Here is a 23,014-nt window from a genome sequence, read left to right on the forward strand (position 1 = left end):
TCAGAAGCTCGGTTCCTTCGGGGCGGGCGGCAGGGTAACGACCTGGCCCGCGTAGCTCAGGCCCGCGCCGAAGCCGAGCAGCAGCGCGAGCTGACCGCCCTTCGCCTTGCCGGTGACCAGCATTTCCTCGATCGCCAGTGGCACCGAGGCGGCGGAGGTGTTGCCGGTGTTCTCGATGTCGTTGGCGATCGGGACGCTCTCGGGCAGGCCGAGGTTCTTCTTCATCAGCTCGTTGATCCGGGCGTTGGCCTGGTGCGGGACGAACACCTCGATGTCGTCCTTGGCCACGCCGGAGGACTCGAGCGCCGCCGAGAGCGCGCGCGGCAGGGTGACCGCGGCCCAGCGGAAGACCTTCGGGCCTTCCATGTGCAACGACATCCGGCCGACGGCCTCGACCGAGGGATCGGTGCCCTGCAGGGCCTGCGCCTTGTCCATGTACGCCAGGAAATCGACGTCCTGGGCGATGGCTTCGGCGTTCTCGCCGTCGCTGCCCCAGACCGTCGGGGAGATGCCGTTGTCCTCGGCCGGGCCAACGACCACAGCGCCCGCGCCGTCACCGAAGATCATCGCGGTGCCGCGGTCGGTGGGGTCGAGGCCGACGGTCATCGTCTCGGCGCCGATCACCAGCACATAGTCGAACGAGCCCGCGCGGATCAGGTCGGCGGCGACACCGAGGCCGTAGCAGAAGCCACCACAGCCGGAGGTGAGGTCGAACGCCGCGACGCCGTTGAGCCCCAGGTCGGAGGCCACCGAGGGGGCACCGTGCGGGGTGAGCTTGAGCCAGCTCGAGGTGCACAGGATGACCGCGCCGATCTTGGATCGATCGATCGGGGTGTTGTTCAGCGCGCGCTCACCGGCGGCCGCGGAGATCGACCGGATCGTCTCGTCGCCACTGATCCAGCGCCGGTTGTGGATACCGGTGCGTTCGAAGATCCAGTCGGGCGTCGAGTCGAGGGTCTCGCACACTTCGGCGTTGGTGACGATGCGCTGCGGACGGTAGGCACCGATCCCGAGCATCGCGACGTTGTCGCGACCTTTGTTAACTGCAATGCTCACCACAGGTGACTCACACGTCCTTCAGACTTTCCGGACAGACCACGTCGTCGTCCGGGTTCGGCGTTGTTCAGGCTAACCCAGGGCGAGATCGTCGAGGCCGAGGATCGATCGATATTCCAGCCCCTCCTCGGCGATCACCTGGTCAGCACCGGTTTCCCGATCGACAACGGTGGCGACGCCGACCACGATCGCACCGGCGTCACGCAGCGCGCGCACCGCGGTGAGCGGCGAGTTGCCGGTCGTGGTGGTGTCTTCGACGACGAGCACTCGCTTGCCGACGATGTTGGGGCCCTCGATCTGGCGCTGCATGCCGTGCGCCTTGGCCGCCTTGCGAACCACGAACGCGTCGATCGGGCGACCCGGCGCGTGCATCACGGCCATCGCGACCGGATCGGCGCCCATGGTGAGCCCGCCGACCGCGTCGAAGTCCCAGTCGGTGACGAGCTCGCGCAGTAGCGAACCGATCAGCGGGGCGGCCTGGTGGTGCAGGGTCGCGCGGCGCAGGTCGACGTAGTAGTCGGCTTCCTTGCCCGAGGACAGCGTCACCTTGCCGTGCACGACCGCGAGCTCGCGCACGAGGGCGGCCAGCTGGTCGCGATCGGCCTTCGTGAGCGACTGACGTGCTTGGTCGATCATCTGAGTCATGTCCTTCCGCGTGCGTTGAAGAGTCCGCGATTCATCCGGGCCACCAGGGTGCGCGGGACGAAGCCCGCGACCGCGGTGAGCACCTTGTACTGCACGCCGGGCACGCTGATCACCCGGCCGGAGTCCAGATCCCGCAGGCACCCTTCGACGACCTGATCGACGTCGAGCCACAGGCGCTTGGGCAGCGAACTCATCTCGATGCCCGCGCGCTCGTGGAACTCGGTCTGCACGAATCCGGGGCACAGCGCTTGGACGCGGACACCCGTGCCCACTAATCCACCCGCCAAACCCTCCGTGAAGGATACGACGTAGGCCTTGGAGGCCGAGTAGGTCGACCCCCGTCCGGGGATCAACCCGGCCACACTCGCCACATTCACGATCGAACCCGCGCCCGCCGCGACCATCAGCGGCAGGGCTGCCCTGGTGAGCTGCAGGACCGCGGTGACGTTCACGTCGAGCTGCGCTTGCAGCTGCGCGGGCTCGAGTGTCCAGAACTCACCCGAATGCGCGAAACCCGCGTTGTTGAAGAGGAAGTCGATGCCGCTCGCGGCGCGCGCGGCGACGCGAGCGCGGTCGTCGTCATCGGCCAGGTCGGCGACGAGGATCTCGGCCGAGGTGGTGAAACGGCGGGCCAGCACGTCGGCGAGTTCACGCAGTCGTTGCTCGTTCCTGGCGACGAGCACCAGGTCGTAGCCGAGGGCGGCGAGGCGGTGGGCGAAGCCCTGCCCGATGCCGGACGTCGGCCCGGTGATCATGGCGACGGGGCGGTGCACGCCGGGTAGGCGTACCTCCGCCTTCGCTCCGGCCGTGCGCGAAAGACTGTCGAACGCTGGCGCGTCAGTGACTGTTGGGCGCAAGGGACTGTCGGTCATCGCAGAGATCGATTCCGGTCGAGGAGGATGCCGCGACGACTACCGCGGCAGGTGGATCACTTCGGGACAGGGCCCTGGTATGGGCGGAAACCGGGGTGGAACGGACCACCCGGCTGGCCCGGTTCCGCGTCGTCGAGCGGTGGCTCGGTGCGGGGACGCGGCTCGGGGACGACGGCCAGCGACGGGCGCTTGGGCTGTTCGCCGAGTGGGCGGCGGCCGGGTGCGGGCTGGTCTTCGAACTCGGGGTCGTCGAGATCGGGGTCGTAGTCGGCGGGCAGCGCGGGGGCGCGGCCGCCGATCGGGGCGCGATCCTCGCGAGACCGGGCGCCATAGGACTCGTCCGGGCGCGCGGCAGCACCGCGCGAGGCGTAGCGCTCGTCGTCGTCGATGCCGACCGCGGCGCCACGACTGTCGTAGGGCTCATCGGTCTCGGGCAGGCGTGCCGCCGGACCACGGGCGGCGTAGGGCTCGTCGTCGGCATCGAGTTCGTCAGGACCGGGGAAGCGGGCACGACCGTGCTCTTCGACGTCGGCGTATTCCGCCCGGCCCGAAGCGAATTCGCGATCGTCGTCTTCGTCGTCGTACTCGGGGCGGAAGCCGGGCGCGAGATTGGCACTCGACCTCGGCCGCGTGAATTCGTTGGGCTCGGCCACCGGCGGCAGCACGTGCAGCAGGCCCGACAGGCGGAGCACCACGTCGATCGCGGTCTCCCAGTCCTTGGATCCGCTGCCGACGGGGAGCATGCCGAGAGTCCAGTTGCCCTCGCTCCACAGCATCTGCACGGTGTCGGACAGCGACTCGATGAAGCCGACCATCCGCTGATCTACGGCGTGGCGCGCGATCTCCGGATCGGTGGCGAACACGACCCGGTCGCCGATGGCGCCGAGCAGTTCCAGATCGTGGTCCTTCGGCGGCGCCGCGGTCTTGAGCCGCATGTCGACATCGATCTCGGAGCCGATCTGGCGTCGCACGGCCACCAGCGTCGCCGCGTCCTCCAGGTCGAAGAGCACGAACTTCTCGCCCTTGCGAATACCGGAGACCACGTCGACCGCCGAGAGGTAGCCGAGCTTGGTCAGCGCGCCACGACGCCACGTCGAGGCGAGCGCGGGCTCCACCGACACGTAGGTGTAGCCCTGGGACTTCGCCCACACCTGTCTCGCGTGTCCGGTGCGCTGCCGCTGGACCCGATCGAAATACAGCAGGACTATCGCACCCACGAGTGCGATCGCTGCTAACCCGAACCACATAGCCGTCATCGTCGCCTAGCCTATCCAGCCGTCGCCGTGATTGCCCGGTAGCACCGGGGATTCGACGCGCGGGTCGCTCATCGGGGGCCGCCCGGCAACGCCGTACTGATGATGATCTTGGCGTGGATCGACCCGTCTGGGTTCTTGTCGCCCTGCACCATAACCATGTCGCCGACGGGAAGCTCGCTCGCCTTCGTGCTGGTCAGCGAGATCACCTGGGTGGCGTCGTCGATCAGCACTCGCACGTCGGATCCGCCGAGGGTGCTCATGGTGATCTCGGTGCCGGTATTCGCGGTGATACTGCCCATGGTGGCGCCGAGATCTTCGCCGCCACCCAGACCCGGCAAGCCGGGGAGCCCGCTCGCGCTCGGCGGCGTGCCCGGAGTGGTCTGTTTCAGCGTCGGCGGGACGAGCAGCTGGGTGGTCGTCGGCGCCGAAGCGGTGTTCTCATCGGAGTTGTTGCCGCTCAGCACGAGACCGGCCAGCACTCCACCGACCGCGATCAACGCCAGCACGCCCAAGCCGAGCGCGATCCACAAACCGGTGTGGCGTTTGGGCGGTTCTTCCTGGTCACCGTCCTGCGGCCGCGGCGGATAGCCCGGTGGCGGCGCGGCGGGATAGCCCTGGTCGTACCCGGGTGGCGGCGCCTGATAACCCTGGCCGTAGCCGGGCGGCGCCTGCTGTGGCGGGGGTTGAGCTGCGGGATAGCCACTTTCGTAGGCACCCCATTGCGCGTCGTGCGGTGGCAACGCCTGCGTCGGGTTCGACGGTTGCCCCCACTCGTCGAACGAATTGCCTCCGTACGGCGTGGTCGAGTCGGTGCCCGGCGAACCCAGCCGTTCGGTCGGCGAATCCTCCGGGCGTTGCCCCCACGGATCGTTCGGGTTCGTCATGGGCTCCAGGGTAGGACAGCCCGGTACGTTTGGGTGGTCCCTACGCACCGGGCTGTGGATAAATCACGGGCTGTGGATAACTTCGCGTTCGACGACGAGCTTGTCGGTGGCGTCGTCCACACTCACCTTCACGGTGTCACCATCGGCGACCGAACCGGAGAGGAGTTCCTTGGCCAGGCTGTCGCCGATGGCCTGCTGGATCAGCCTGCGCAGCGGTCGCGCGCCGTAGGCCGGGTCGTAGCCGCGCACGGCGAGCCACTTCTTGGCCTCGGAGGTGACATCGAGGGTCAGCCTGCGCTGTGAGAGCCGTTTCTGCAGCTGACGCAGGTTGATGTCGACGATCGACTCCAGTTGCTCGGCGTCGAGCGCGTGGAACATCACCACATCGTCGAGCCGGTTGATGAACTCCGGCTTGAACGCGCGCCGCACCGCCTCCATCACCTGATCGCGGTCGCCACCGGCGCCGAGATTGGAGGTGAGAATGAGGATCGTGTTGCGGAAGTCGACCGTGCGACCCTGACTGTCGGTGAGCCTGCCCTCGTCGAGAACTTGCAACAAAATGTCGAAGACATCCGGGTGTGCCTTCTCGATCTCGTCGAACAGCACCACCGAGTACGGCCGCCTGCGCACCGCTTCGGTGAGCTGGCCGCCCTGGTCGTAGCCGACGTATCCCGGCGGTGCGCCCACGAGCCGGGCCACCGAGTGCTTCTCGCTGTACTCGCTCATGTCGATGCGCACCATCGCGCGTTCGTCGGCGAACAGGAAGTCAGCCAGCGATTTCGCCAGCTCCGTCTTGCCGACGCCGGTCGGGCCGACGAACAGGAACGAGCCCGTCGGCCGGTTCGGATCGGCGACACCGGCACGCGCCCTGCGCACCGCGTCGGAGACCGCCTGCACGGCTTCTTCCTGCCCGACAACGCGCCCCGCGACCTCGGTTTCCATCCGCAGCAGCTTGGCGGTCTCGCCCTCGAGCATGCGCCCGACCGGCACCCCGGTCCACGCCGAGACAACATCGGCGATGTCGTCGGGAGTCACTTCCTCGTTGAGCATCACGTCACCGTCAGATGCTGCGGCACTGGCCTTTTCGGCGTCGGCCAGCTCCTTCTCCAGGTCGGGGATGCGCTTGTAGCGCAGCTCTGCGACCTTGCCGAGTTCACCGTCACGTTCTGCCCGTTCGGACTCCCCGCGCAGCGCCTCCAACTGCTCCTTGAGCCCGCGCGCCGAATCGAGCGCGTTCTTCTCGTTCTGCCAGCGGGTGGTGAGCTGGCTGAGCTTCTCGCGGTCATCGGCCAATTCCTGGCGCAACTTCTCGAGCCGCTGCTTGGACGCGGCGTCGGTCTCCTTCTCGAGCGCCACCTCTTCGATCTCGAGGCGCCGCACCGCTCGCTCGATCTCGTCGATCTCGACGGGACGCGAGTCGATTTCCATCCGTAGGCGCGAAGCCGATTCGTCGATCAGGTCGATCGCCTTGTCGGGCAGGAACCGCGAGGTGATGTAGCGGTCCGACAGTGTCGCGGCCGCCACCAGCGCCGAATCGGTGATCCGCACGCCGTGGTGCACCTCGTAGCGTTCCTTGATGCCGCGCAGGATGCCGATGGTGTCGGCCACCGACGGCTCGCCGACCAGCACCTGCTGGAATCGCCGTTCGAGCGCCGCGTCCTTCTCGATGTACCTGCGGTACTCGTCGAGGGTGGTCGCGCCGACCAGGCGCAGCTCGCCGCGGGCCAGCAGCGGCTTGATCATGTTGCCCGCGTCCATCGCCGAGTCGCCGGTGCCGCCCGCGCCGACGATGGTGTGCAGCTCGTCGATGAAGGTGATGATCTCGCCCGCGCTGTTCTTGATGTCGTCGAGCACGGCCTTGAGCCGCTCCTCGAATTCACCGCGATACTTCGCACCCGCCACCATCGCGCCGAGGTCGAGCGAGACAACCTTCTTGTTGCGCAACGACTCCGGCACATCGCCTTCGATGATGCGCCGCGCGAGACCTTCGACGATGGCGGTCTTGCCGACGCCTGGTTCGCCGATGAGGACCGGGTTGTTCTTGGTGCGCCTGCTCAGCACCTGCACCACGCGCCGGATCTCGGTGTCGCGCCCGATCACGGGGTCGAGTTTGCCCGCGCGGGCCAGGTCGGTGAGGTCGGTGGAGTACTTCTCGAGTGCCTGATAGCTCGCTTCCGGATCGGCGCTGGTCACCCGGCCGCTGCCGCCGCGGACCGCGGTGAACGCGTCGCGCAGGGATTCCGGGGTGGCGCCGTGCTTACGCAGCAGCTGGGCGACGTCCGAAGAGCCTTCGGCCAGCCCGACCAGCAGGTTCTCGGTGGAGACGAACTCGTCGCCGAGCTCGGTGGCGAGCCGTTGGGCAGCGGTCATCGCGGCAAGGACTTCGCGGCCCAGTTGTGGTGTGGTGGTGGCGCCGGTAGCACGCGGCAGGCGGTCGACGAGGGCACCTGCCTCACGTTCGACTGTCGCCGGATCGACCCCGATGGCCTTGAGCAACGGTGCGGCGATGCCATCGGTTTGATCCAGCAACGCCACCAGCAAGTGTGCCGGACGGATCTCCGGATTGCCTGCCGCCGCGGCGGCCTGAAGGGCGGCGTTGAAGGCCGCCTGCGTCTTGGTGGTGGGATTGAACGAGTCCACGAATCTCCCTACTTGTGTGTGTCCGGTATCGACTTGTTCAACGCTCACAAAGTTGAGTCTGTTCCGCTCAACTCTAAAAATTTTCGGCGGACTTCGAAGCCGCGCTTCACGGTACGCCGCGACACCACCGAAGACGATCAATCACCGCATGTCGAACGGCTATCCGCCTAGGATTGCGGTGCCCGGCTCACCCCCGATGCGAGGAGTTCACCCCCATGCGCGCGATCGTGGTTCAGAAGTTCGGCGCCACACCGGAGCTCGCCGATGTGCCCGTCCCCGGGGTGGGTCCCGGTGAGGTTCAAGTGGCGCTCGACGCGGCCGGGGTGAACCCGTTCGACCTGAAAATGGCCGACGGCATCCTGGAGGGCAAAATGCCCACCGACTTCCCGATGATCCTCGGCGTCGACGGCGCGGGCACCGTCTCGGCGATCGGCACCGGTGTCACCAAATTCAAGGTCGGCGACAAGGTGGTCGGTAAGTTCCTGACCGCACCGGCGGGACACGGCAGTTGGGCGCAGTACGCCACGGTCCCCGAGGACGCGACCCTCGTCCCGATCCCCGACGGGGTCACCACGGTGGCCGCCGCGGCGCTGCCGGTCGCCGGCGTGACCGCCCAGGATCTGGTCGACGCCGCGCACATCCAGCCCGGCCAGACGGTACTGATCGTCGGCGCGACCGGCGGTGTGGGTTCCTTCCTCGTCCAGCTGGCCAATACCGCCGGTGCGCACGTGATCGCCACCGCCCGCGCCGACGCCACCGACCAGGTCGCCCGCCTCGGCGCCGCCGAAACTGTCGACTACACCCAGATGCGCCCCGCCGACCCGAATTTCGTCGATCCGGACCCGGCCACCCGCCATGACTCGAGCGTCACCGACGCCGTCCGCTTCACCCATCCCGACGGCATCGATGTGCTCTTCGACGTGATCAGCTCGCCGGGAGATTTCGCCTCCCACGCCACCCTGGTCCGCCGAGGCGGCCATGCCTTTTCGACGACCTGGGCGGCCGATGAAGCGGTGCTGCGCGAAAACGACATCACCGGCGGCAACTTCGAATCCAAAGGGCGCTCACCGGAATTGAGCCGACTATTGTCCCGCGTCGCCGCCGGTGATGTTGTCGTTCCGGTGCAGATGACCGTGCCCCTTGAAGCCGCTCCTGCCGTGCTCGGCCAAGGCAACGCACGTGGAAAAACCGTCCTCGCCATCTGATTCCCGCTCGCCGAAGGTTGGAGGAAATGATGACCATGACGTACGAGTATCAGGGTCGGATCGCACGGAAATACGTCGCGCAAGGTCGTGAAGAGGGGCGTGAAGAGGGGCTTGTCGGTGGCATCCTCACTGTTCTGGAAGCCCGCCACCTCACTGTTTCCGCTCTGCAGCGGGCCCGCATCGCAGAATGCGCCGATATCGACCAGCTCACCGCATGGTTGCGGCGCGCGGCAACCGCCGCTGATGCCGACGAGATCTTCGGCTGAGAACACACCGCCGTTCACGCATTCGCTGAATTCAAGGGCGTGACAGCCGCATTGCACGGGCCTGCTCGATGTGGGCTTCTCGATCACCTTCGTTGCGCCGCTCGGTGGGTATCGCCGCGACGACTGACCGACGACGTCCGGTCGGACTACACCGTATGGAGCACCCAAGGGTGCCGGTGTCGTAACCATCCCTGCCCGCTTCCCCGCACCGAACCCCGATTTGCGTCCTCGGCCAACACAATTGGCCCCACGCCTGTTTCGGCGTGTGGCGATGTTGGACCTGGGCGAAGGTGTGCACTCCCGAACCGACCAGGTGCGTACGTGCGAGGCGTACGACGAAGGTGCTCGCAGGAGGCTGGGTGTCAGGGTTGTCTGCCCCTCGGTCGGGCTCTCCGATAACGACCGACAGGAGCGGCCAAGGCCCAGGACACGACACAGACAGCCCGTCGTCAGGGTATGGACACACCCCTGGAACGACGAAAGCCCGGCATCAAGAGACGCCGAGCCGTTGCATGTAGGATTTCACCCTACGGTGCGAACAGCTGTTGACTGTTTCGTACCTAGGCCGTTCGGTGAGTTGGCGCTCGCCGGGCGGCCGTTCTTGTTCGTGTGACGCTACACACTCCCGCGCGCACTAGCAACTAGCGAGTTTCCGCTCTGGCCAGTAACTTCCGCGAGAACCCTGTGACTAGTTCACATCGAGTTTCACCAGGGCCGCGCGGGCGGAAAGATCGTTCCCGCGATCCGATTCGCGCTCGGTACGCTCGCCGTCATGTCTGATGTGACCTTGGCGAACCTGCTCGACGATGCCGCGCTGTATTCCTTCGAGCATCAACTGCATCTCGCCGATATCGCCGGTGATCGTGGGTGGAGTGTCGACTTGGCGGTCGGCCGGTTCACCTTGACCGGGGACCAGCCGATCGAATGCGAGCGGATGCACCTGCTCGGGTCGGCGGCTCCGGGACCTCAGTCGTGGTTGTGGGCGTGGGGTAACCCGGCGGGCTACCCGGATTCGGTCACCGGACTCGCGCAGTCCGTGCGCGACTTCGGAATCCGTTATGGCATCAGTGGACTCGCTGATGCGGAAGTGCCGTTCGCCGTGCTTCCCGGTTCTCCCGATCGGGCCGAGGGTGTGGTGAATGTGTTCATGGACGCAGCCAAGGCGATCTCCGGAGTGTGGACTGCCTATAGCGGGCCGGTCGGTGGCGGGACCAGGGCCGCGTTTCTGATCGAGCATCCGTCGTTCGTGCTGCCCGCGCCCTTCGCACCGCGCATCGCCCGGGTTATCCAGGAGGGGCTCACCGAGTTTCCGCTCACCGATCGACGCCGCGCTCTCCACGCCTACGCCAATCATCGAGGACTCGGCGTCCAGTGGTCCGGCGACCACTCCCTGGCAACGGTCACCGGGCCGGGCCTCACCGGGGAGATCGCCTTCGACGAATTGGCCAGGATGAAGAGCATGGACTTGCAGATGAGCAACGGATAACCCTGCCTCGCAGAACAATAGCCATAACCTCGCCAATGAGACATAGCACACAATAGGGATCCGCGGCACGGCCTCGTGCGTCCAATATCTCGACAGCACTGTTGGGCGAGGTTGGGGTTTGCGATGAGTTCGATCAAGGCTGATCCCGATGCGCTGCGCACTACGCAGTCCTCGTTCGATGCGGTCGCTTCGACTCTGTCTGCGGCGTTGACCACGTTGACCTCGGCGTTGGCCGCCGAAGGTGAGTGCTGGGGTGGGGATGAGATCGGGCAGGCGTTCGCGGGTAACTACACACCGGGTGTGGAGCAGGGCAAGACCTCGGTCGGCAATCTCGCGAAGTCGATGACGCAGCTCGGCACGAATATGGTGACTGTCGCGGACAAGTTGGTCGAGCAGGACACGGCCCGTGCGGCCCAGCTGAAGCAGTCGACGGGGTCATAGTTCGTGGGTATCGAAATCCCGGACTCTTTGCAGTGGGTTGCGAAATACATTCTCGGGGCGGGTGATTGGCCCGAGGGTGACGAGACCGCGATGCGGCGTCTGGCTGATGCATGGACCACTACGGCGAACACGCTCAACACTGTCGACGAGGACGCCGCGCGGGCTTTGAACGCGGCATTGAGCGCCTTGTCTGAAGGCGAGACCCACGACGCGATCGCGGCCTACCGCGACAAGCTCCTCGCTGGTGACGAGGCGGCGTTCACCGCGATTCGTAAGTGGTGTGAGAAGCAGGCCGAGCTGCTCGAAGACGGTGCCAACGATATCGAGCACACCAAGCTGGTGATCATCGGGACGATGATCGTGGCGGCGGTCGAGATCGGTATCGCGTTGGCGACCGCGTGGACCGGGGTCGGTGCTGCGGCGGGTGTGGCGGCGCGGGTTGCGGCGCAGGTCGCGGTGAAGATGGCGATGAAAACGCTGTTGACCAGGATGATCGCGCGCGGTATCGCCAAAGCGGCCGCGCGGGCCGCGATCCGTGGGGCGGCGTTCGAGGCGTTGGAAGAGGGCGGGATCGACGCGCTCGCCCGCACCATCCAGGTCGCCAAGGGCGATCGCTCGACCGATGACTTCGGTTGGGCCGACCTGGGTTTGGCGACGTTCGGTGGTGCTGTTGGTGGTGCTGTCGGTGGTGGTCTCGGGGACAAGCTGGGCGGTGTCGGGGACAACGTCACTTCCGGTCTCGGCAAATTGGCGGCCAAGTCCGCGGCAGGTGCGGCGACTGAGCTCGGTGCTGATCTGTCGGCGCAGGTCGCGTCGGCGAGTGCGGCGTCGTTGTTGATGGGTCAGGATTTCAAGCTCGATATCGGGGTTGATACGTTCACCAGTGCTGGTGCGGGTGGGTTGCAGAGCGGGTTGGAATCCAGCTCGCAGGGCGGCGGGGACTCTCCGGCGCCGACGGTTCCCGAGTTGGGCGATACGGGCTCGCCTACCAGCCCTGCCGGTACGGGAGATCCGGGTTCGTCTCCGGCTCAGACGAACGGTGGTGCGCCGGGATCGACTTCGCCCGCATCGACGGGTACTCCTGGTTCCCCAGCTCCGGCATCTGAGGGCACCCCGTCAACACCTAATGGGGACAACGCAACCCAGCCTTCCGGAGCGGGTTCACCTTCCTCTCCTGGCGACAGCTCGCCATCGAACAGCAATCCGGCCGATACTCCCGGCGCTGCGACACCTGCCGGAACGGGCACCCCATCCGCGGATGGTTCTCCCAGCCCGAGTTCGCCTGCCGACAGTTCACCCAGCCCCAGCACACCCGGCGACAGCACGCCCAGCCCCAACTCGCCCAGCGACAACTCACCGAGCCCGAGCTCACCTGGCGACAACTCGCCAAGCCCCAGCTCACCAGGCAACAGTTCACCAGGCGACAACTCGCCAAGCCCCAGCTCACCAGGCAACAGTTCACCAGGCGACAACTCGCCAAGCCCCAGCTCACCAGGCAACAGTTCACCAGGCGACAACTCGCCAAGCCCGAGCTCACCTGGCGACAACTCGCCGAGTTCCAACTCGCCCGGCGACAGTTCCCCTACCTCGCCAGGCGACAGCACGCCTAACCCCAGCTCACCCGGAGAGACCTCCCCCGGCCCGACATCGCCCGCCGACAACGGAAACCCGTCCAGCACAGGTGCACCGGACTCGCCGAGCAACCCCAGCCCGTCGGAGACCAACCCCTCGACACCCTCCGACAACGGAAACCCTTCCAGTACTGGCTCACCGGAATCACCGAGCAACCCCAGCCCCGCGCCGACCAACCCCTCGACACCCGCCGACAACGGCACGCCCTCATCGCCGAGCAACACCGGCACCACGAATCCGAACCCAACCGGATCGCCCAACAGCACAAACCCAAGCACTCCGGGCGACACCTCCAACCCCACCAACCAACCCAGTCCGTCGGCACCCCCCTCGTCCTCGCTCGACCTCCCACCGGTCGATGCGCCCACGACACCTACTGATTCGCCCGCAGCCCAACCAAATCCATCGAGCCCGGCCCCCACCCAGGCACCGACCACCAGCGAACAGACGTCGACCAGCAGCAACCCGACTACCTCCACCCCGTCCACGGTCGGGACGACGCCACAACCCACCACCCCGAGTACGACCACACCAACAGCACCGACCCCGAACAACCAGTCCCCCAGCGACACCACCCGCCAGCCTCAACAAGCCGAGGCATCAACAACCAGCGCGGCGACCACCGCCACAGCACCCAGCACGGCACCCACCGCAACACCGACCACCGCAACACCTCCCAACTCGACACCGTCAACCCCACCCATCAGCGCACCGATCACCCCGGCCACGCACCAATCGCCGACATCGAACACTCCCCAACCATCCACAACCACCAGGCCGACAACCCCCACCGCCCAACCGCCCGCCACCCAGCCGACAACCCCGAACAATCCCGGGTTATCCACAGGCCCCACACCCACGCCAAGCGCCCCACCATCCACTGCGAATCCGGCGACACCGAACACTCCCCACTCATCCACAGGCACCACCCCGACGACTCACACGGCACCCCCGTCCGCTGCTCGACCGACAACCCCGAGAACCTCGCCGACGGGCCGCACCCCAGCCGCACCGAACACGGCCCCCAACTCGCCGACCCCCACAGCGAACGGAACCCACAGCGAGGTTCCCTCGACCACGACAACTCCCACCGACACGACCCAACCCACGAACCCGACAACTCCCACCAACACCACCCCCGCGACGCCGCCAACAGACCCACTCCTCACCCCCCAAAACCTCGAAGCGGCCAACCAGGCCCGACAAGCCCGCGAATCCCTCCGCCCCATCCAGCCCGCCAACAACCAAGCCCTCCAGGTCAACCCACCCACGGGCCGCCCCTACCAAGCCGCCGACTACCCCAACACTTTCGCCCAGCCGGTCCGAGTAGTCCGCCTAACTGTCGCCGTAACCGGCTCCCCCACAACCCCTCCCACCACCATCGACACCGTCGCCGACAATGCCCAAACAGCCACCGACATCGCCTTCAACCAAGGCCATCAATTCCCCCTCGGCGACTGGCTCATGGTCGACGCCGTCCCCACCACCAACCCATCAACAGCCGACCTCACCATCAACGCGGATACCACCCCCACCCTGACCGACCTCGCCAACACAGTCCGCACCAACCTCGGCCTACCCCCACGCGACAACCCCACCCTCACCCCCGACGACATGCACCGCCTCGGCTCCGACATCTCCCGAGCCGACCTCTCCCGAGCAACAATCCCGTCCTGGGCAGACCAACACGCAACCCCCACAACCCAACCCGACAACACCGTAACCACCACCCCCGACACAAACACCACCCCCGACCTCGACACCACCGTCGACCTCGACGCAATCCACAACAACCACGCCGAACAAACCCCAGCCGGCGTCTCCCACCACCGCGGCGACCCCACCATGGGCGACCTCCCCCACCGAGTCCCCGCCGACCCCAACCGCTTCACCGCCGACACCCACATCACCCCCGACGGCCACGCCGTAATCGGCGGCCAAACCCTCACCCCCGAGCAATACGGCGACCTCCTCCGCCGCTCCGGCTGGGACGGCGTAACCCCCATCCGCCTAATCGGCTGCGACGCCTCCACCAACGGCTTCGCCGACCGCCTCGCCCAGCACTTGGGGGTAGAGGTACTCGCACCGACCCAGGCCGCCTGGACCGACGCCAACGGAAACGTATTCAGCACCAGCGGAACCACAAATCCCGACGGCACGCGAACCCCAACGGTGCCACCCGACGGCATGTGGCAGACACACAGGCCCGACGGCACAACAAGACCCGAGGGAACTGGCTCCCATCCGCCCGGCACCATCCCGACGACACTCGCGCCCGAGACCGCCGTCGACAGAAGTAGCTTCCATCGACCGGATCGAAATCCACCGAACGACTACACAGCCCTCGCCGGTGGTCGGCCGATCGAGCATATCCGGCGACCAGATCCGCGCGTGCCTGCGAAAGGTAAGCCATTCGGCCGAGAACGCGGCGGTACATTTGCGAATCCGGCCGACCCCGTGAGTTTGGATCCGAATACCGCCTACCGTGTAACGGATCGGAATGGTCGGGACCGCGGCCTCTTCATTACGGATGAAAACGGAAATATTGTCGAGGTACACACGGACTCCGGGGATTCCGAGCAAGGCTTCAACCCAGATCTCAGGACACCGCTACCCAATTGCCAGTACACAGTCGACGGGGGACGGTTTACGTATATTACCGACGACCACGGCCGTGTCGTACAGGCACGCGGTCGACTCGAACTCGTACCCTCGCTAGACTCACGACGTGGGCCTCGCCAAGCCGATATCGGAAATATTGGCCAAGCAGAGATCGCCCAGATAAACCAGGAAGCGATCGACGCATTCCGGGAAATATACGATCGCGATCCGACCGCGCAAGAAGTGACGCTATACCAAATGGCAACATTCGACGGTGGCCATCTTTTCGCAACACAGTTCGACGGTCCTGGCGAGGAAATAAACATGGTACCCGAGCTGACTAACCTCAATCGATTGATCGGCGACGGTCGCAATGCAACAAACAACTGGCGAGCTTTGGAAGTGCTTATCGGCACTCACTTGTCACGAACACCACCACCTATAGTCGATATGACAATCGACCTCGACTATAATCCGTCTCGAACAGACCTCACTCCGACGAACATCACTGCAGTACTGACGGTAGACGGTGTTCCTGTTCTGACCAATCCGTACCCCAATATGCCACCACTTCAGGAGTAACATTGGTTCAATACGATGCGGTTGACCCACTGGAACAAGCCGCAATATTGCAGTCAATAGGCCAAGACATGGTTTCAGTCGCGCCGGCCGAATGGACGCAGCTCAGATTCATCGCCAGAGAAACGGTTCAGACGGCGGAAAGAATCCTTGAGATCGTCGATGCGGATGGAGCCGTAGATATTTCGCAATCTATAGCCATGCCGTCACAGTCCGACAGAATTCAGAAGCTCCGTACCGGAATGTACGAACCCGATAAAGGCACGTGGTACACGATGGTGCTCGTCGTCGAAAATAGCGGGGAATACCACGCACGATATGAGTACAACGACGAGCCCGAGTTTCGGTTTCCGACGTCGCCCCATGCCTTCGCAGCAGACCTTGAGTATTTCCCTCGCGACACCGCGCACACGCCCGGATGGCTTGCTCAAAGGGCAGTAGATCTCGATAACGGCACTACGGAGCGCGGGTGACCTCCCGAGCGCGGCCGGATCCTCAGAATCGCGAAAGGCTGCTCGCCTGGCAGCAAGCGTTCGCCGATGGGGACCACGAAGATCTATCGGAAATTATCCTCGAAGCGGCGCCCGACGATTGGGACCGGATATTTTACCGAGCCCATACGTTGATCAATTGTTTCGGTTTCAGCGCCGTATCGGTTGCACCGGACGGAAAAAAGACTTCCATCACTCCGGATATCGAAGTTCTTGAGATGTTCGGGGACCTCCGGCCGAGAATGTATCTGCCAGGTATCGGCGCCTGGTTCTCGGTCGACTACACCTTTGACCGGTCGGGAAACCCGCGCATGGCTTTCGACTATGCAAGCGATCCGTTCAATCCCTCCCGGCCACCCGAAGCATACGCAGAAGACTTCGACTACTTTCCGAGAGACGTCGACTTCGTGCCGGATTGGTTGAAATCTAAGCTCGACGCGGCACGCAAACCTGCGGGCTGGTACATCCATCCTCAACTCGATGGGTTGGACAGGCCACGAAAGAAGGTGAGCCGCCCGACCAAGATTCAACGAGACGATGTCGTATCGGGAAATACAGAAATCGTCGGCCTAAAGGTCCGTGATCCCGCGACACCACGCATTGTGGTGCCCACGTCGAACAGAGTTCCTACCCCGGCAAAAGGCGACCACGAACCGACTATCGACGACCTTAAGAATGAGATCACCAGACTATTGACGCAGGTCGTTCCCCCAGGATGGGCTTCGATTAGATATAGCTTTCGCGAAATTTGGTCTTGTAGATCTCGCACATTCGAATGGATTGGGGTCGACGGGCGAGTCACCCGATTTTATCCCGAGAAATCCCCGCTGAAATATTCAACTATAGACGAAGGGAGGCGCGCTGCCGCGGCGAAGGAATGTCCGCCCAGACCGGTTCCAGGTTGGCGTGAAGATGATCTCTTTAGGTGCTTTTCGGCCCTCAGGAGACTGATGTACATTCCAGGAAATGGGACATGGTTTACCGCCGTATCGACAATTGACCGCACCGGGACTCTCACCCTTGCGATCGACCACGACAATGCCCCGACTTTCTTCCCCCGCCTCGTCAACGGAATGTATGCCCGCGACCAAGAACAATACCCACGAGATCAGGACCACATCCCCCATTGGCTGCAGAACAAGTTGAACCGCGCAGCTTCGGAACCATTGGGGTTCTCCTGAACAATCAAATGAACGACGAGAGATTGATTTCCAACCGAGAACCGCTTCACATCATGGAGCAGCAGGAAATTCTCGACGAAATTACGCGCGAGATACTGCCGACCTTGCCACACGAATGGACTCGCCTTATCGCCCGAGGTATGTTTGTCGGCCGACATACCGATGCCGAAACGGGCATCAAAATGCCGAACGGATCGATACTTCCATGGCAGTTTCCAACACCAGTGTGGCGCAGATTCCAGGATCTCCGCAAGGGCATGTACACCGAAGGATTCGGTACATGGTTTGAGTTCGAGTATATTCTGGAGCCGCCCGCGCGGTTCAATATCAGGTACAATCGCGACAACTATCCCGGATTTGCGGTTGCACCGAAGGCCGAAGACTACGCGCTGGAAAATCAACGGTATCCACGTTCGCCACAGTACATACCGGACTGGTTTCGAAACGGTTTGAGCGCGGCCCACTAGAAACGGGCGGGGAGGGGTTTCCCAACCCGTGACTGCCGAAAGATCGCGGAGGTTGATGCCCTATGGCGGGTGAGACAAGCAGGCGAGATATGAAGTCTTTCGGTCAGGATCTGATAGTGTCCGGGTTTGCAACGAATGACTCGATCATTGGATGTGGCGCAGACGAGATCACGCAATCTCGTTCCGGCGCACCCGGCAATTGTCGCATTCGCGGGGATTACTACCCCTTTCTGGGATATATGGGAAAGGAGGCTGGCACCCTCGTTAGAGGAACCGATTTGTTCTTTCCACAGATGCTTAATTCCATCGACGGAGCCAAAGATATCCCCAATGACGGCCTAGCCCTGGAGCACGGCATCACCAAGGCTATAAGATCTATTTCTTCGAACCCGGATTCAGTGCGGTTTATTGCTACCAGGAGGGAAGTGCGGACGTCAAGAAGCTGGCCGACAACTTCCAGGATTTCCTTCGAAACGCCTGGCGCATCCAGCAGAGATTCGCGAAGATACGTCGGCGATTCGCAGCCAAAGCTGATGGAACGATAGAGATGGCGGAAAGAAGAGAATCGAGAGCTGATCGATGACCGATATCGACGACGTCGAAGCCGCTTACCGCAGTGCGGCCGACGCTGGTGACATTACCTCGATGGCCAACCTCGGCATCCTGCTAGCCGAAAGGAACGACATCGAAGAAGCCGAAATCTGGTATCTCCGTGCCGCCGAAGCCGGCAGCACAACCGCCATGACGAATTTCGGCCTCATGCTCGAGGAGTACGAACGCGAGGAAGAGGCTGAAGTCTGGTATCGCCGTGCTGCCGACGCCGGTGACACCGAAGGCATGTTCTATCTCGGCCACCTGATGTGGCTGAACGAAAACTTGGAGGAAGCCGAAACCTGGTGGCGCCGTTCCGCGCAGGGCGGTGACACTGATGGCAGCATCCACCTCAGCAGCCTATTGATCAAACGAGGCGACCTCGACGAAGCCGCAACCTGGCTACGCAAAGCCGCAGACCACGGCTCAGAGTCGGCGATGCACCACCTCGGCCGTCTGTTGATGAAGCGCGGGAATCACGAAGAGGCCGAGATCTGGTACCGCCGCGCCACAGATCTCGGTTCGACGTACGCCATGTATGACCTCGGTGTCCTGCTGAAGGAGCGCGGCGACCTCGACGAAGCCGTGGCCTTGTGGCGCCATGCCTCCGAATCCGACCCTTCCCAATACCGGAGGCCCGGCCACACCGGCGCCATGCACGCCCTCGGCACCCTGATGAAGGAGCGGGGCGATCTCGACGAGGCCGAAAGCTGGTTCCGCCGCGCTGCCGACCACGGATACAAACGTGCGATGGCCGACCTAGGTGCACTGCAGCTGGAGCGCGGAAACCTTGACGAAGCCGAAGTTTGGTTGCGCCGCGCCGTCAAGATCGGCTACAGGCCTGCCATGACCCGCCTCGGCAAGCTACTCGAGGAGCGCGGGCAATTCGACGAAGCCAAAACCTGGTACCGCCGCGCCGCCGGTATCGTCGCAGTGCCGCCGGGCACCCCCACTGGGCAGTACCACGTCGCTCACTAGCTGGTGCAACTGCGCATCTGCCCTTTCCGACATCGGCTCCCCGACGCCTAGATGCCCCAGAGTCGACCGGTTCTCAACGCAGACACCGACGCCACCAAGCCCGCGCTTTCCAACGCATCGAGGACGTCCTCAACAGACTCAGGTGGATTGCGCCGCGAATCGGCAATCTGCTGAACGCACGCCCACACGATCCGGTCATCGAGCGCGATCTGGTCCAGCACGAACTCGTCGGGGCTCTTAGCCTCCATGTTCCAGTCGGCCAATATGTCTGCGGGGAAGTCGCGCAGGTTCGCAGTGACGATCACCTGCGCACCGATCTTGATGGCAGCCGCGAGAACGTGACGATCATCGAGATCCGGCAACTTCAAACCCTCGATCAACGGCTCGAACCCGGACACTAGGCAGTCGGGGACTGCGGCGATCATCAGTTCACGTAGCCGACGCAACTTCGCTGGCTCGATATCCGGCCGTTTTGCGGCCAGGTTGGACGTCATTTCGTCGAGTATGGTCTCGGTCCACTTGGCTTGGACCAGACCTGACCTTGCCAGTCGGATCATCATGTCCCGCAGGGTGTTTCCGTACAGCACATTTGCGTCGAACAACACGGTGAAGGCCATGGTCAGATGCCGAGTTCCTGTCCGAGGTCGGAGAGTTCATCTGCTGCGGCACGACTGCGGGAAGCACTGCGGCGCTGATAATCCTTGAGGTCGTCGTAGCGGATGCGTCGGTGAGTTCCCACCAGACGGAAGGGGATCTCGCCGGCTTCCAGCAGGCTGACGACGAACGGTCGCGACACGTTGAGCAGATCTGCAACCTGTTGCGTGGTCAACTCAGCATGGGAAGGAACGATCGAGACGCCCTGGCCATCCGCTGCCTGAGCAAGGATGAAGGCGACCATGTTCACGACCGACCGCGGCAGGATCAGGGCGTTCTCCGCGCCGGTTTCACCCGCGACCTGAATGATCTGGTCAGTCGGATGGCTTGTCAGGTAATCCCTGACACGGCGCAGCGCGCGTTCGGCTACCTCGGCATCGATCTCGCCGGGCTCGATCCGCTTGGCTTGGATTCCGGCCATGGCTACCTCCTTCTAAACGAATTATACGCAACAATCGAAACAAACGAAATGATTCAGGTATAGCCAGGCATGGCTTCGGTCGCGATCATAGGGATATGACCAAGACGATCACCGAGGCCGAGCTTGGTAGCGCGGGCGTGATGGACGCGCTCGCAGCGGGCGATACCTTCATCATCACCAGGAACGGAAACCCGGTTGGAGAGCTGCGTGCGATTCGGGTGCAGCGGAACGTGTCGACCTGCGACATCAAGGCACGACTCGCACGCTTCGCCGGGGCAGGGGATGCGACGGCTGAACGAGCTGAAATCGATGCAGCGTTCGGTGAACACCGCCTCGATGACTGATCAGCGGCACTTCGGTTGGGTCCTCGGCGGCTCGACGATTCACGACGATGGCCGAACTGGTTGTTGCCAAAGGCCGGAACCCGAAGCCACGCAAGTGCGATCTGATGATCGCGGCCATCGCATCGGTCAACAACCCCCGCTCTATACCCCGAAATCCCGATGGCTGTTCGAGGCGCTTGACCCAGTTCTCACCCTGGTGCCGTAACCGAAACTTGCCCGCGGTTAGTGGGGGAGGTAGGTGCCGGTGCGGGCTTTGGTGGCTGTGGTGGTGAGGATGGTGGCGAGGGTGGCTTGGATTCGGGGTGGGGTGGTGGGTTTGGCTATGAAGGTGGTTTCGCCGTAGAAGACGTAGCGGCCGTCGCCGGGGATGTCGTGGAGCTGGAAGTCGTCGCGGCCTTCGGCGTGGCGGTTGTCGACGCTGGCGTGGGCGTAGACGCCGATGTGGGTGAGGGTGGTGGTGGGTTTGGCCAGGAAGGATTCGAGTTGTTCGCGGGGGGTGGGGTTCCAGCGGTCGCGGACGTGGGGGCGGGGGGCGGCGAGTTCTGCTGCGGTGACGCGGATTTCGCGGCCTTTACCGGGGGCGACCTTCGGGAGGGTGGAGAGGACGGCGGCGGCCAGGGCATCGGGGGCGCAGAGGTGGAGGGTGATGTCGCCGGGGTTGGTCTCGTCGCCGGGGGCTTGGACGGCGAGGGCGGCGTAGGTGTCGCGGGTGCCGCCGTGGGCTCGGATGGTTTTGACACCCTTGGCCGCGCCCGCGACCTCGACGCGGGCGTGCGGGGCGAGCAGGGCGGCCATGGCGCGGTCGAGATCGCTGTCGTATTCGGCCATCAGGTTCTCGGCGGCCTTGCTGCGCAGGCGCAGGACCTCGGCGTGGGTTTCGACGTCGGTGTGGCGGTGATGCAGGGGGTACGGGAGCACGTCGCGGCCCGCTGCTTCCCATAGGGTGCGGAAATCTAAAGCGGTTAAATGCCAGGTACGCACGGGAGATCTACTCTGTTCCATCAGGATTGGCGACTAGTCGGCGCCGATGACGGGCGGGACCATCTTGGGCAGGGTGTCCAGTCCGGTGAGTTCGTCACCGTGTTCCTGAGTGATGAGGTAGTCGGGGATTCCCTTGGTCGATTCGTCGTCCTTGCCGCCACCCTTGCCCGCACCGGGGCTCATCATGCCGGGCATGCCGGAGCGGCCCGCTGTGCCGGAACCCGTGCCGGTGCCACGGCCCGCCGCGCTGCCTGCCGCCGTCGGACTGCCGGCAACCGCACCGCCGGGAGTGCCCGCGCCCGGCGTGCCCGCGCCCGGCGACCCGCCGCCGGGAGAGCCTGCGCCACTGGGTGATCCGGAAGGTGAGCCTGGGATGGTCGAGCTCGGGGTGGTCGAGGCGGGGGTCGTCGAACCCGGCTCCGTCGACTGGGGAGTGGTCGATTCGGGGGTGGTCGAATCGTCGGTCGAGTCGTCGGTGTCGTCCGGGTCGGTGGTGGGAGTGGTCGACGCCGGTGTGGTCGGAGTCGTCGTGGGCTGGGTGGCGGGCTGGGTTGTCGAGCCCTGGGTGGTGGGTTGTGTTGTGGTGGGTTTTGTTTCGGGTTCGCCGCCGTTTTCGATGGTCTTCGGGATGGGGATCACCGGGACCTTGTTGTCGGACTCGTAAATCACTGGGGCGTAGACGGTTTGGAGGATGCGGACAGCCTCGACGCGCGCGTTCTCGTTCGCGACATCGTCATTGCGCCACCCGCGGCCGGTGAGCAGGGCGCCGACATTGTCGAGCCCGCTGCGGTGCTCGGGCGCGTGCGGGACGAGACGTTTCGTCGGTTCGAGGCCGGTGCGGAGTTCATCCAGTTTGGTGCTGGTGAGCGCGGCCGCGGTGGTGACCTTCTTGCCCGTAGTGTCATATGCCGCAACGGTTTGCGCTGCCGCGTTCGCTGCTGAGCCTGCCCAGACGTCGGGGGACATGCCGCGTGCGATCTGCTTGCGGAAGTCGTCGAGGGAAGTGCTGTTGCGGGTGGAGATTTCGGTCCAGGCGCCGATCAGACCGTTGACGGCGTCGAGATCGATCTTGTCGACCTTGGTCCGCAGTTCCTCGACAGTTCCCGGGAAACCATCGTTCCTGGCCACGGTGCTGGGGCGGTACTCACCGTCGAAACCGAGGTCGCCGGCCTTCTTTCGGTTGCTATCTCGCTGAGTGTTGTACTTGTTCTGGATGTCTGCGATTTCGGAGCTGTCGAGTTCGCCGTCGGGCCTTGACCCCGGAAACTGGACACGGGGGTTTGTGATTACGCGGCTTGAGCCATGTTATCGGGCGCGTGAGCGGATTCGTAGTCGGCAGGGCT

Annotated in this window: 23 protein-coding genes; 10 read left to right on the top strand and 13 right to left on the bottom strand. The window is 64.3% G+C overall.

Annotated features, from left to right (window positions below):
* From ACFWO8_RS05330 to clpB, 6 genes are all read right to left on the bottom strand, one after another.
* On the bottom strand, positions 1 to 1,059 hold the full coding sequence (locus ACFWO8_RS05330; protein ID WP_378942775.1) for a beta-ketoacyl-ACP synthase III: 1,059 nt from the start codon (positions 1,057 to 1,059) through the stop codon (positions 1 to 3).
* 69 nt (positions 1,060 to 1,128) lie between these two features.
* Entirely contained in the window at positions 1,129 to 1,692 is a 564-nt protein-coding gene (gene pyrE, locus ACFWO8_RS05335) for an orotate phosphoribosyltransferase (RefSeq protein WP_378943255.1), read from the bottom strand.
* A 5-nt stretch (positions 1,693 to 1,697) separates the two neighbouring features.
* Positions 1,698 to 2,456: an SDR family NAD(P)-dependent oxidoreductase gene (locus ACFWO8_RS05340; protein WP_378943260.1), complete on the bottom strand. Its 759-nt coding sequence runs from the start codon at positions 2,454 to 2,456 to the stop codon at positions 1,698 to 1,700.
* Positions 2,457 to 2,629: 173 nt separating this feature from the next.
* Positions 2,630 to 3,829: a hypothetical protein gene (locus ACFWO8_RS05345; protein ID WP_378942779.1), complete on the bottom strand. Its 1,200-nt coding sequence runs from the start codon at positions 3,827 to 3,829 to the stop codon at positions 2,630 to 2,632.
* Between the two features lie 68 nt (positions 3,830 to 3,897).
* On the bottom strand, positions 3,898 to 4,713 hold the full coding sequence (locus tag ACFWO8_RS05350; RefSeq protein WP_378942782.1) for a DUF5666 domain-containing protein: 816 nt from the start codon (positions 4,711 to 4,713) through the stop codon (positions 3,898 to 3,900).
* Between the two features lie 63 nt (positions 4,714 to 4,776).
* Positions 4,777 to 7,353 (bottom strand): ATP-dependent chaperone ClpB, encoded by a 2,577-nt coding sequence (gene clpB, locus ACFWO8_RS05355; protein WP_378942788.1) that lies wholly within the window; start codon positions 7,351 to 7,353, stop codon positions 4,777 to 4,779.
* Between the two features lie 215 nt (positions 7,354 to 7,568).
* Here clpB and ACFWO8_RS05360 point away from each other — a divergent pair, with 215 nt between their 5' ends.
* From ACFWO8_RS05360 to ACFWO8_RS05375, 4 genes are all read left to right on the top strand, one after another.
* Positions 7,569 to 8,558 (top strand): NADP-dependent oxidoreductase, encoded by a 990-nt coding sequence (locus ACFWO8_RS05360; RefSeq protein WP_378942793.1) that lies wholly within the window; start codon positions 7,569 to 7,571, stop codon positions 8,556 to 8,558.
* 26 nt (positions 8,559 to 8,584) lie between these two features.
* Positions 8,585 to 8,824 (top strand): hypothetical protein, encoded by a 240-nt coding sequence (locus ACFWO8_RS05365; protein WP_378942796.1) that lies wholly within the window; start codon positions 8,585 to 8,587, stop codon positions 8,822 to 8,824.
* 772 nt (positions 8,825 to 9,596) lie between these two features.
* Complete coding sequence (locus ACFWO8_RS05370; protein WP_378942801.1) at positions 9,597 to 10,310, top strand: DUF6882 domain-containing protein; 714 nt, start codon at positions 9,597 to 9,599, stop codon at positions 10,308 to 10,310.
* Between the two features lie 123 nt (positions 10,311 to 10,433).
* Entirely contained in the window at positions 10,434 to 10,751 is a 318-nt protein-coding gene (locus ACFWO8_RS05375) for a WXG100 family type VII secretion target (RefSeq protein WP_378942805.1), read from the top strand.
* Positions 10,752 to 10,972: 221 nt separating this feature from the next.
* Here ACFWO8_RS05375 and ACFWO8_RS05380 read toward each other — a convergent pair whose 3' ends face one another.
* From ACFWO8_RS05380 to ACFWO8_RS05390, 3 genes are all read right to left on the bottom strand, one after another.
* A complete protein-coding gene (locus ACFWO8_RS05380) occupies positions 10,973 to 11,356 on the bottom strand; it encodes a hypothetical protein (protein WP_378942809.1) in 384 nt (127 codons plus the stop codon).
* Between the two features lie 423 nt (positions 11,357 to 11,779).
* Entirely contained in the window at positions 11,780 to 12,847 is a 1,068-nt protein-coding gene (locus ACFWO8_RS05385; RefSeq protein WP_378942813.1) for a hypothetical protein, read from the bottom strand.
* A gap of 120 nt (positions 12,848 to 12,967) precedes the next feature.
* A complete protein-coding gene (locus ACFWO8_RS05390; RefSeq protein ID WP_378942816.1) occupies positions 12,968 to 13,288 on the bottom strand; it encodes a hypothetical protein in 321 nt (106 codons plus the stop codon).
* A gap of 559 nt (positions 13,289 to 13,847) precedes the next feature.
* Between ACFWO8_RS05390 and ACFWO8_RS05395 the strand changes: the two genes are divergently transcribed.
* The 5 genes from ACFWO8_RS05395 (at position 13,848) to ACFWO8_RS05415 (ending at position 19,271) form a co-directional block, all read left to right on the top strand.
* Positions 13,848 to 15,566, top strand: a complete 1,719-nt coding sequence (locus ACFWO8_RS05395; protein WP_378942819.1) for a DNA/RNA non-specific endonuclease — start codon at positions 13,848 to 13,850, stop codon at positions 15,564 to 15,566.
* Between the two features lie 2 nt (positions 15,567 to 15,568).
* Positions 15,569 to 16,036: a hypothetical protein gene (locus ACFWO8_RS05400; RefSeq protein ID WP_378942824.1), complete on the top strand. Its 468-nt coding sequence runs from the start codon at positions 15,569 to 15,571 to the stop codon at positions 16,034 to 16,036.
* Positions 16,033 to 17,235, top strand: coding sequence for a hypothetical protein (locus tag ACFWO8_RS05405; protein ID WP_378942827.1), 1,203 nt, complete (start codon positions 16,033 to 16,035; stop codon positions 17,233 to 17,235). Before ACFWO8_RS05400 ends, ACFWO8_RS05405 begins: the two co-directional genes overlap by 4 nt.
* Positions 17,236 to 17,243: 8 nt before the next feature.
* Positions 17,244 to 17,702 carry a hypothetical protein gene (locus ACFWO8_RS05410; protein ID WP_378942832.1) on the top strand — a complete coding sequence of 153 codons (459 nt, stop codon included), beginning with the start codon at positions 17,244 to 17,246 and terminating at the stop codon, positions 17,700 to 17,702.
* Positions 17,703 to 18,281: 579 nt separating this feature from the next.
* Entirely contained in the window at positions 18,282 to 19,271 is a 990-nt protein-coding gene (locus ACFWO8_RS05415) for a tetratricopeptide repeat protein (RefSeq protein WP_378942845.1), read from the top strand.
* Between the two features lie 47 nt (positions 19,272 to 19,318).
* Here the strand turns inward: ACFWO8_RS05415 and ACFWO8_RS05420 are convergent, their stop codons facing one another.
* Together ACFWO8_RS05420 and ACFWO8_RS05425 are read right to left on the bottom strand one after the other, a co-directional pair.
* Positions 19,319 to 19,888: a PIN domain-containing protein gene (locus tag ACFWO8_RS05420; protein ID WP_378942856.1), complete on the bottom strand. Its 570-nt coding sequence runs from the start codon at positions 19,886 to 19,888 to the stop codon at positions 19,319 to 19,321.
* A gap of 2 nt (positions 19,889 to 19,890) precedes the next feature.
* On the bottom strand, positions 19,891 to 20,346 hold the full coding sequence (locus tag ACFWO8_RS05425; protein ID WP_378942861.1) for a helix-turn-helix domain-containing protein: 456 nt from the start codon (positions 20,344 to 20,346) through the stop codon (positions 19,891 to 19,893).
* A gap of 95 nt (positions 20,347 to 20,441) precedes the next feature.
* Here ACFWO8_RS05425 and ACFWO8_RS05430 point away from each other — a divergent pair, with 95 nt between their 5' ends.
* Entirely contained in the window at positions 20,442 to 20,690 is a 249-nt protein-coding gene (locus tag ACFWO8_RS05430) for a prevent-host-death protein (protein ID WP_378942866.1), read from the top strand.
* Positions 20,691 to 20,912: 222 nt separating this feature from the next.
* Here ACFWO8_RS05430 and ACFWO8_RS05435 read toward each other — a convergent pair whose 3' ends face one another.
* On the bottom strand, positions 20,913 to 21,692 hold the full coding sequence (locus ACFWO8_RS05435; protein WP_378942872.1) for an ESX secretion-associated protein EspG: 780 nt from the start codon (positions 21,690 to 21,692) through the stop codon (positions 20,913 to 20,915).
* Between the two features lie 12 nt (positions 21,693 to 21,704).
* A complete protein-coding gene (locus tag ACFWO8_RS05440; protein ID WP_378942878.1) occupies positions 21,705 to 22,799 on the bottom strand; it encodes a hypothetical protein in 1,095 nt (364 codons plus the stop codon).
* Between the last annotated feature and the right edge of the window lie 215 nt (positions 22,800 to 23,014).

This window comes from Nocardia sp. NPDC058480 (assembly GCF_042720495.1).
Classification (GTDB): domain Bacteria; phylum Actinomycetota; class Actinomycetes; order Mycobacteriales; family Mycobacteriaceae; genus Nocardia.

Coding starts and splice junctions, on each gene's coding strand:
- ACFWO8_RS05350 (WP_378942782.1), bottom strand. CDS start 4,713: ATGACGAACCCGAACGATCCGTGGGGGCAACGCCCGGAGGATTCGCCG.
- ACFWO8_RS05345 (WP_378942779.1), bottom strand. CDS start 3,829: ATGACGGCTATGTGGTTCGGGTTAGCAGCGATCGCACTCGTGGGTGCG.
- pyrE (WP_378943255.1), bottom strand. CDS start 1,692: ATGATCGACCAAGCACGTCAGTCGCTCACGAAGGCCGATCGCGACCAG.
- ACFWO8_RS05430 (WP_378942866.1), top strand. CDS start 20,442: ATGACCAAGACGATCACCGAGGCCGAGCTTGGTAGCGCGGGCGTGATG.
- ACFWO8_RS05340 (WP_378943260.1), bottom strand. CDS start 2,456: ATGATCACCGGGCCGACGTCCGGCATCGGGCAGGGCTTCGCCCACCGC.
- ACFWO8_RS05420 (WP_378942856.1), bottom strand. CDS start 19,888: ATGGCCTTCACCGTGTTGTTCGACGCAAATGTGCTGTACGGAAACACC.
- ACFWO8_RS05370 (WP_378942801.1), top strand. CDS start 9,597: ATGTCTGATGTGACCTTGGCGAACCTGCTCGACGATGCCGCGCTGTAT.
- ACFWO8_RS05360 (WP_378942793.1), top strand. CDS start 7,569: ATGCGCGCGATCGTGGTTCAGAAGTTCGGCGCCACACCGGAGCTCGCC.
- ACFWO8_RS05415 (WP_378942845.1), top strand. CDS start 18,282: ATGACCGATATCGACGACGTCGAAGCCGCTTACCGCAGTGCGGCCGAC.
- ACFWO8_RS05435 (WP_378942872.1), bottom strand. CDS start 21,692: ATGGAACAGAGTAGATCTCCCGTGCGTACCTGGCATTTAACCGCTTTA.
- ACFWO8_RS05410 (WP_378942832.1), top strand. CDS start 17,244: ATGAACGACGAGAGATTGATTTCCAACCGAGAACCGCTTCACATCATG.
- ACFWO8_RS05375 (WP_378942805.1), top strand. CDS start 10,434: ATGAGTTCGATCAAGGCTGATCCCGATGCGCTGCGCACTACGCAGTCC.
- ACFWO8_RS05365 (WP_378942796.1), top strand. CDS start 8,585: ATGATGACCATGACGTACGAGTATCAGGGTCGGATCGCACGGAAATAC.
- ACFWO8_RS05395 (WP_378942819.1), top strand. CDS start 13,848: ATGGTCGACGCCGTCCCCACCACCAACCCATCAACAGCCGACCTCACC.
- ACFWO8_RS05425 (WP_378942861.1), bottom strand. CDS start 20,346: ATGGCCGGAATCCAAGCCAAGCGGATCGAGCCCGGCGAGATCGATGCC.